Annotated in this window: 9 protein-coding genes; 7 read left to right on the forward strand and 2 right to left on the reverse strand. The window is 44.0% G+C overall.

Translation table 11 applies throughout. From position 1 onward, the window contains the following. From GX419_06870 to GX419_06885, 4 genes are all read left to right on the forward strand, one after another. The coding region (locus tag GX419_06870) for a T9SS type A sorting domain-containing protein (protein NLI24407.1) at positions 1 to 170 on the forward strand (170 nt) is incomplete at its 5' end. Positions 171 to 268: 98 nt separating this feature from the next. Next, positions 269 to 1315 carry an AI-2E family transporter gene (locus tag GX419_06875; GenBank protein NLI24408.1) on the forward strand — a complete coding sequence of 349 codons (1047 nt, stop codon included), beginning with the start codon at positions 269 to 271 and terminating at the stop codon, positions 1313 to 1315. 63 nt (positions 1316 to 1378) lie between these two features. Beyond that, a complete protein-coding gene (locus GX419_06880) occupies positions 1379 to 2203 on the forward strand; it encodes a T9SS type B sorting domain-containing protein (GenBank protein ID NLI24409.1) in 825 nt (274 codons plus the stop codon). Between the two features lie 202 nt (positions 2204 to 2405). Beyond that, a complete protein-coding gene (locus GX419_06885) occupies positions 2406 to 3413 on the forward strand; it encodes a hypothetical protein (protein NLI24410.1) in 1008 nt (335 codons plus the stop codon). Between the two features lie 406 nt (positions 3414 to 3819). On the opposite strand, the gene GX419_06890 is transcribed toward GX419_06885, so the two are convergent. Further along, complete coding sequence (locus GX419_06890; protein NLI24411.1) at positions 3820 to 5490, reverse strand: M20/M25/M40 family metallo-hydrolase; 1671 nt, start codon at positions 5488 to 5490, stop codon at positions 3820 to 3822. A 238-nt stretch (positions 5491 to 5728) separates the two neighbouring features. On the opposite strand from GX419_06890, the gene GX419_06895 reads away from it, so the two are divergent. The 3 genes from GX419_06895 to GX419_06905 are packed head-to-tail and all read left to right on the forward strand — an operon-like array spanning position 5729 to position 8661. After that, positions 5729 to 5947: a DUF4492 domain-containing protein gene (locus GX419_06895; GenBank protein NLI24412.1), complete on the forward strand. Its 219-nt coding sequence runs from the start codon at positions 5729 to 5731 to the stop codon at positions 5945 to 5947. Positions 5948 to 5954: 7 nt separating this feature from the next. Further along, on the forward strand, positions 5955 to 7523 hold the full coding sequence (locus tag GX419_06900) for a cytochrome ubiquinol oxidase subunit I (GenBank protein ID NLI24413.1): 1569 nt from the start codon (positions 5955 to 5957) through the stop codon (positions 7521 to 7523). Continuing rightward, a complete protein-coding gene (locus GX419_06905; GenBank protein NLI24414.1) occupies positions 7513 to 8661 on the forward strand; it encodes a cytochrome d ubiquinol oxidase subunit II in 1149 nt (382 codons plus the stop codon). The genes GX419_06900 and GX419_06905 overlap by 11 nt, the downstream gene beginning before the upstream one ends. A gap of 145 nt (positions 8662 to 8806) precedes the next feature. Here GX419_06905 and GX419_06910 read toward each other — a convergent pair. Further along, positions 8807 to 9100, reverse strand: a 294-nt coding sequence (locus GX419_06910) for a hypothetical protein (GenBank protein ID NLI24415.1), incomplete at its 5' end; no start/stop codon positions are given.

The following is a 9100-nucleotide window of genomic DNA, read 5'->3' on the forward strand; positions in this document are numbered from 1 at the left end:
ATGTCATTTCAATTTATGATTATACTGGAAATAAGGTTTTAAGTAAAACAATAAATGCTGCATCTGGTAATAATGGTAAAGAAACAATAAACATTTCCTTTTTGAAAAAAGGATTATATTTGATAAAAATTGATGGTTACCCGGTTTGCAAGAAATTTATTGTTCAATAAAATTCACAATTGAACAGAAAAAATTAATAAGTAGGAGAGCTATTATGAATAAACAAAGGTATATATTTTATTTTATTATATTTATTCTACTTCTTCTATTGGCTTGGTATTTCAGAACAATTTTGCTTTATGTTCTCCTTGCCGGAATAGTATCTCTGATTGGCCGTCCGGTGGTGCGTTTTCTCCAGAAACCTGTTTATAAAAACTGGCATCTACCGGCCTTTGTTGCGGCGGCAATATACCTTCTGATTGTCTGGGCCCTTCTTTTTGGTTTCTTTTATCTCTTTGTTCCGGTTGTTATTACAGAAGCAAAAAACCTGTCTTCGGTTAATTCTTCCGAATTATTGCTCAGATTATCAGCCCCGTTGGTAAAGTTTCAGGAGGATGGGGCCAGGTTACTGGGTATAACTGTTACCGGATTTTCGGCACAGGAGTTTCTGGCCAGTCAGCTTGGCAAAATATTGAATATGAGTACAGTATCCGGAATTTTTTCGTCTCTGACGGGCTTTATCGGAAATTCTGCCATTGCTGCCTTTTCTGTTACCTTCATTTCCTTCTTTTTCCTGAAAGAGGAAACCCTGGGAATCAATTACCTGTATGCAATGATACCGGAGCAGGTATTGCCTAAAGTACAGCGGGCAATGGAGTCCATCAGAAAACTTCTGTTACGCTATTTTGCCGGCTTGCTCCTGGAGGTGGTTTCCGTAAGCATTCTGGTAACGGTGGGGATGTTAATTGTGGGGCTTTCTCTCACCCAGGCTATGCTGATAGGCCTTTTTGCCGGGATATTGAATATGATTCCCTATATAGGTCCTCTGATTGGCATATGCTTTGGTCTGTTTATCGGTGCAGTCAGCCAGTTGCAGGTTCTTCCCCCGGAATCCCTTCCTCTTCATCTGTTCTGGATGCTGGTAGTTTTTCTTGCAGTTCAGCTGATTGACAATCTGGTGTTTCAGCCTCTGATTTATTCCGGAAGTGTTCATGCGCATCCGCTGGAGATTTTTCTCGTCATTCTGGCCGGTGCCACCGTTGCCGGGATTCCGGGAATGATCGCCGCCGTGCCCACCTATACCGTATTGCGTGTGCTGGCAGGTGAATTTCTTGCAGAGTTCAGAATTGTTAAAAAATTGACAGACAAACTATAACAGGGGTTAGGGTAAATTCCTATCTTTATGGCGCCGGATCAAGTATAACTTAATGCTGATAAATTGAAAAACGTATTTCGTTTTGTATTCAGTGCCATAGTTATCCTGCTTTCATCGCCGGCTTTCTGTCAGGTTGATTTTACAGCCTCACAGGTAAGGGGCTGTGATTCATTATCTGTCCGTTTTACACTTTTTACCTCGTTAACTTCTCCGAAAGTCCGGTGGAATTTCGGGAATGGGAAAGCCAGCCAGGAAATTAACCCTGCTCCTGTGCTGTATGAGAAACCAGGTGCCTATACAGTCACAGTTACGGTAAATGACACCATCATCAGAAGAAAAAACAAGTATATTCAGGTCAGGCCTTCTCCAATTGCCAACTTCCAGTATACTGACTCATCCACTCAGGGCAGCTATGTTTATTCGTTTCATTCACTGCAACAGCCTGTCGATACAGCATTGTATTTCTATCAGTGGAAATTTTCAGACCATAATAGTAGCGATACAACTTCCGATGTAGTTCATGTTTTTGATTCAACGGGAATTTACAGGGTTTTTTTAAAGGTAACCGACGATTTTGGTTGTACTGACAGCTCCATGCGCCTGATCAACGTGAGTGAAAGCCTGTATGTGCCCAACGTGTTTACCCCGAATGAAGACGGATTGAATGACCTGCTCGAAATTCCTGTCGGCGGAGAGGTTCTTTACCGTTTTGTCATTTTTACCCGTTATGGCCTGCTCATTTACAAAACCGAATCAAAATTTCCTTCATGGGACGGACGGAATGCTGCCGGAGTTAAAATGCCGGAGGGCATTTATTATTACATTATTGAATCGCTCGACCCGCAAAATACTCATCGTCAGACCGGTTTTGTTTACCTTCTGCGCTGAAATGCCAGGGCAAAAAAAGGAGTCTGGCAGAACCGAATGAATTCATCTGTGTTATTTTCTTGAGTTGTCAATAACTTTTCCTTATGCGATCCTGATTTGTTTTAATTTCATGCCGTATTAACGGCATGCTGGTTCGTGCTGAAAGTAAGTTGCAGGAATGCAGGAATCGTGTCCATGCCTGTTCAAAAGGTATATGCATCGAATGAGAAAAACAGTTTTTGCCGGTGTTTTGATGTTTCTGGCAATCTACAGCAGTCCGGGTCAGAATATGATAAACCGGCCGGCCATCAGGGAAATGCGGTGGAGCGGGAACTATGAGCTCTACATCTTCCTTTCGGATGATTCAACTATTGTGCTGAACACAAAGGATCTTCCCCATGCACAGAACCTCCTGGAGGGCAGTCATCAGGATCAGTTAACATTGCTGCCGGTTGGTCTGGATAACGGATATGTGCATTTTCTTCAGAAACAGGCCGGTGCCGGCATCCCATCTGATACGGCAGGAAAGAGCGCCCGTCCTGTAACACTCTGGAGTTCATTGCATGAGAGCCTCGGAGGCGGATATGTCCATTTTATTCGTTGCCTGCAGTATGCGCTCGAAACAGGTTACCTGGATCTGAAATCTCCCTTGATGAAAAGGCCTGAAACAAAATGGCGGCCACGTCCTGCTACGGAAACATGGAAACGTACCCGGAAATGGAAATACTATACCCCTGATAATCAAAAATATGCAATTAAGGAATACAGACTTCAGCAGCATGAGGGGAAAGCAGAAGTTCTTGCCGGAATTCCGGAGGAAATGATTTCAGCTTTTCTTAATACATCCGATAGGGATTATGAAAAAATGGAGCAAAAGAAAAACTTCCGAAAAAAGGCTGAAATTGATCTGATCCGTCTGCTGTTGGGATCTCCCTATCTTGGCAAGGTGCAAATTTCCTATATCCGCACCATGGTAATGAAATCGGTAACCCAGTTTTCGGCATTTCGTCTTCCTGCCGTAATCATCATGGATGAATACAACGCTGCGGTTGTTATGTCGCTGGACGAAAGGGGGTACCGGGTCGAACAGATTGTCTTCAGCGATGATTCACGTCTTGATGCTGAAACCCGACTTGGCAGAATACAGGCTATTAACAACTTTACTGCCGAAATCAACCAGAGGAATAACCAGGTATTTGAAAACAGACTGAAGAAATATTTTGGAAAGTAGTTTTTTATAATTCCATATTGCAGGACATCTGAACAGCCTGTTGATGATTGATTCAGCCATGTTTTGCCGTCACATTAATATGCTCAGATCCTTTCTGGTTGTCATAAGGGCAAAAAAAAGCTGCCCCGTTCAGGAGGCAGCCTCAGAGTAGGAATAATTGGTTAGTTAGTCAGTAGTTTATTCTGGTTAGTGGGTTCAAAAATAAACCAATTTCGAAGATAGCAAAATGTTTTATAACAACCTGCTTCGGCTCAATCTTTTTAGCCGAGATTAGTCAATAGAAACACAAAAAATATTTAAACAACTTGTTTCTATTGACTTATCGAGGCAGTCCCCGACTGATAAAATCTGATTAGATTTTGTTAATCGATTCGTCAATTGAGTTTTTCAATTGACGAATTTGGGTTTAGTTCTTTCTGTTTTCTTCCTGCCTGATATCCTTTCCTGTAGCAAAGTCCCAGATGGTAAGGTAGGCCAGGCGAATAATTTCAGTTGTTTTTCTTATGTCGGCCTTTTCGGCATGATCATACGGGGTATGGTACTCATCATGCCATCCTGCCATGAAATAAATGATGGGAATATTCTTTTCGGCAAAAGGTGTATGGTCACTTCCGCCGCGCGGTTTTTCCGAAGGCCGGAAAGCAACATTAAGACCAATCTGCACATCTGTTACCTTTTCTGATGCAGTATTTTCAAGGGTCTTATAGGCCTTTGTGTAGCTCATTGTGCATTGGTTTCTGAGCGAATCATCCGGCGAATTCCGGGAAATCATGTCAAAATTCACGTAAAGTAAGGTTTTGTCAATAGGCCTGAAGGGATGTGAAACGTAATAATAAGATCCGAGAAGTCCTTTTTCTTCTCCTGTCCATGCGGCGAAAACTATGGAATACTTTGGCCGAATACCGGATGCGGCAAATGCTCTGGCCAGAGTCATTACGGCAACAGTGCCCGATGCATTGTCATCGGCTCCGTTAAATATGTATCCGTTCCAGGTTCCGAGATGGTCGTAATGGGCTCCGATTACAATGGTTCGTGTTGTGTCTTCTCCTTCCATCCAGCCGATTACATTCCGAGCCTTTACAATATGGCTGTTTACTGAAGTTTTGAGATGGGCAGTAAGCGAAGTAAGCTCGCGTGAGGCCGGTTTCATCGTTGCAGTAAGCTGATTCCTCAATACAAGCGGATCGATCCCTGCAGAAGAAAGAACATAATTCATGGCGCGCCGGGAAAGCATGATAACCGGCGGATCCGGGTCCAGTGTATCTCCGGGTATTTTCATGCGGTGTCTGTAAAACTCGTTCGGATCATCTTTCCCTTCGTAAAATCGGTTCTGAAATCTGAATGGGACGTTGGCTGCCCAGTTGTCTGAAAAATCATTCGTGAAGCTGATTTCCATAATCCCCCTTGCTCCCAGTTTTTTGGCTGTGGCATTTTTTGCGCGATTCAGCATGTATTCACCATACCGGTCGCGGGGATGAAATTTTTTCCATGCGGCTGAAGAAGTATCATGTGATCCCGGATATCCCGGCATTCGCAGGATTATGCAACCCCGTACGTTCACTCCTGAAAAGTCATTGTAACCCAGGGAGTCCATAGCCAGGCCATACCCGACAAAAACGATGGGAGCCGTAATGTCCGCGGGAAGATCACCGGTCTCTGCATCAAAATCCGTTTTCCAGGTCAATGGTATCAGCACTCCTTTCTTTTTATCGGAAAAGGAAAGTTCCTGAGTTGCACCAGGCTGATATTCAATAAGATTCATTTTCTGAAAGAATCCTCTTTCCCTTTGTTGGCCCATAGAAGAAGAATTGCGGCTATTCCGCAGAAGTTCGGTATAATCGCCTGCCGGCTTGATTCCATAAAGGCCAAACATGGAAGCAATATAATCGCCGGCCATATATTCGCCTTCCGTCCCTGTAGCCCGCCCCTGCATCCAGTCGGATGCAAGAAAAAATAACTGCTGTTTTACAGCTTCCTCAGTAATCGATTGAAATCCTTTCATCCGCAAATCTTCCTGCGGAAAGGCCTGCAATATAAACAAGCCTGAAATAAGGGCTATAAAAGAAAATTTTTTCACCGTATACAATTTTGATGATGTAGCAGGCAAACTTAAACGAAATCTTTTAGAAATGCTGCAGGTGGGGATGATTTTGTGTTTTTTCAGATAGTTCAGATACTTTTTAGTATTTTTATACCGGAATACTAAAAGCTTTGTGTCCAACAGATGGTGGTTTGTAAGATGTTGAATACCAGTAATAAATCAAAAAAACAACGAACAAAAAATTCGAACAGAAATTTGTGTAATTTTAGGAAGTATGAAATCGCTTATTTCATTACCGGTGAGGGTTTTCCGTTTTTATTATGATGGTTTCAGGGGAATGACAGTGGGCAAGAAACTCTGGATCATCATTCTGATCAAGCTCTTTATATTCTTTTTTGTTTTGAAATTGTTTTTTTTCCCTGATCTTCTGAAAAAGAACTTTCCGGATGACAGGGCGCGGAGCAATTTTGTGATTGAGCAATTAACCAAATAGACTGTTTATGATAGATAATCTTGATCTTTCGCTGGTTAGCTGGTCGCGTGGGCAGTTTGCCCTGACGGCTTTGTATCACTGGCTGTTTGTTCCACTTACGCTCGGATTGAGCTTTCTTCTGGCCATTATGGAAACCATTTATGTGCAGACGGGAAAGGAGGAGTGGAAGCGGCTTACAAAATTCTGGATGACCCTTTTCGGGATCAATTTTGCCATAGGGGTAGCTACCGGTATTATTCTTGAGTTTCAGTTTGGTACCAACTGGTCGAATTATTCCTGGTTTGTGGGTGATATATTCGGGGCCCCGCTGGCTATTGAGGGTATTATGGCCTTTTTCCTTGAGTCAACGTTTATTGCCATCATGTTTTTCGGGTGGAACAAGGTGAGCAAAAAGGTGCATCTGCTTTCAACCTGGCTGGTAGCTTTCGGGGCCAATATTTCGGCCCTGTGGATTCTGGTTGCCAATGCATGGATGCAGTATCCGGCCGGAATGCATTTTAATCCCGACACGGCCCGCAACGAGATGATCAGTTTCTGGGAAGTATTGTTTTCGCCTGTTGCCATAAACAAGTTTTTGCATACCATTTCTTCGGGGTTTATTGTGGGGTCGGTATTTGTTGTATCCATCAGTGCCTGGTTCCTTTTGAAAAGACGGGAAATCTGGATGGCCAAACGAAGCATCCTGATGGCGTCCGTTTTCGGATTACTTGCCTCAATCTATGTAATTTTAACCGGTGATGGCTCATCCCGTCTAATAGCCAGGTATCAGCCCATGAAATTTGCTGCCACGGAGGGACTGTACAAAGGGCAGCAGGGTGCGCCGCTTGCCCTCATTGCATTTTTTAATTCCGGGGCTGACAGTTCCGGACTGAAAGATGCAGGGACGACCATTGAAATTCCAAGGCTCCTTTCTTATATGACCTATTACCGGGGCGATGCCTTTGTCCCTGGAATTCATGATCTGATTCGTGGGAATGAAAAACAAAATATCCTTTCTGCCCAGGAAAAAATCAACCGGGGCCGGATAGCCCGCGAGACCCTCCGAGAATACAAGCTGGCAAAGGAAAATGGCGATACGGCAAAGGCAAATGTTCTTCGTACCCAGTTCGAAAGCCGGGAATTCCTTGATCAATATTTCCGGTATTTCGGGTATAGTTTTCTGAACAATGTCAATTCCATTATTCCCAATGTACCATTGACTTTTTACAGTTTCCGGATCATGGTCGGGCTTGGTTTTTACTTCTTCCTCCTGTTCATTTTTATTTTGCTGTTTTCGCTGAAAAATGTGATGGAGAAAAAGAAGCTGCTGTTGTGGATTGCCTTATTAACACTTCCCTTGCCTTATCTGGCATCGATGTTCGGATGGGTTGTGGCAGAACTCGGCCGTCAGCCCTGGGTCATCCAGGACTACCTGCCTACTGTTGCCGCTGTTTCGCATATCGATTCATCCACGGTTCAGATTACTTTCTGGATGTTTGCTGCAATATTTACCGCTTTGCTGATTGCCGAAGTCGGCATCATGGTGCGACAAATTAAAATAGGACCTAAAGACGGAGGAACAGACCATGCTAAATAATTATCTTTTTCTTCAGCATTACTGGTGGTTTCTTATTTCCACCCTGGGCAGCATTCTCGTATTTCTGCTCTTTGTACAGGGGGGGCAGACCCTCATTTATACGCTGGGAAAGACTGAACAGGAAAGGGCCGTTCTGGTAAATACCCTTGGGCGCAAGTGGGAGTTCACCTTCACTACCCTGGTTGTTTTCGGAGGGGCCTTTTTTGCCTCCTTCCCTTTGTTTTACTCGACAAGTTTTGGCGGTGCTTACTGGGTATGGATTGCCATTCTTTTCTGCTTTACGGTGCAGGCAGTTTCGTATGAGTACAGGTCCAAACCCAACAACTTCCTTGGGAAAAGAGTCTATGAGGTTTTTCTCTTTATTAACGGGCTGGTGGGTACTATCCTGCTGGGAACTGCTGTAAGCACTTTTTTTACCGGTTCTCTCTTCTCGGTGAACAAACTGAATATTACCGATCCGGGAAATCCGGTCATTTCCCAGTGGGAGACTCCCTGGCACGGACTGGAAGCCATCCTGAACGTTCAGAATGTTGTTCTGGGACTTACGGTGTTTTTCCTGGCCCGCACAATAGCCCTTATGTATTTCCTAAAAAATATAGGTGAAGAAAGCATACTTCTCCGCACCAGGCGACACCTGTGGTACAACGCTGTTCCATTCCTGGTTCTGTTCGTATTGTTCGTTGTTCTGTTGCTCACCAGGGAAGGTTTTGCCTATGATCCCGTGACCAAAACAGTTTTTATGGAACCCTTTAAATACCTGCACAATCTGTTGCAGATGCCGGTGGTGGGCCTGACATTCCTGCTGGGGGTTGTCCTTGTTCTGCTGGGAGCCTATCGGGCTTTAATCAAGGCATGCGAAAACAGCATCTGGTTTGCGGGCCCCGGGGTTATTCTCACCGTGCTGGCCCTTTTTCTGATTGCCGGATACAATCACACCGCTTTCTATCCATCGGTTTATGATCTCCAGAGTTCCCTCACCATTGAAAACAGTTCGTCGAGCTTATATACTCTCAAAACCATGACGTTTGTCTCGTTCCTTTTGCCGGCAGTGGCCGCTTATATGATCTATGCATGGCGTGCCATCAACAAAAAGAAGGTTGATACAGCCGAACTCAATGAAAATACTCATGTTTATTAAACCAGGACCGCAATGAAATACATTCCTGAAATTTTATGGTTGCTTAGCTGGCCGGCAATGATACTGGTCAGTTTCTGGCTTATTCAATTCGTGCTGAAGCAATTTGAAAAAAAGGAACAAGGCTCAGTGCCGGAAAAATAAGGTGTCAGCTTTCCGGAGGAAAAAGAACCGATAAAAGAATGTAAAGCAGCATGGCAATCATTCCTCCGGCTGCTCCAAGCGAGATAATAAGAGCCAGCCCGGAAACAAGAAGAAGATACCTTGTTTCATTTCCGCTTAGCCTGTAGTGTTTGAATTTCAGCGATATCATGCGCAGGTTCGATACCATCAGAAAACTGAGGGCCACAGATAGGAAAGCCAGAACCAGCGGATGATTCAGGAACGAATGGAAAGCATGTGCATCGGGTTTCAGAAGGAAAAGAAACAGAAAGACGACAAA

The sequence above is a fragment of the Bacteroidales bacterium genome (assembly GCA_012517825.1).
Classification (GTDB): Bacteria; Bacteroidota; Bacteroidia; order Bacteroidales; family JAAYUG01; genus JAAYUG01.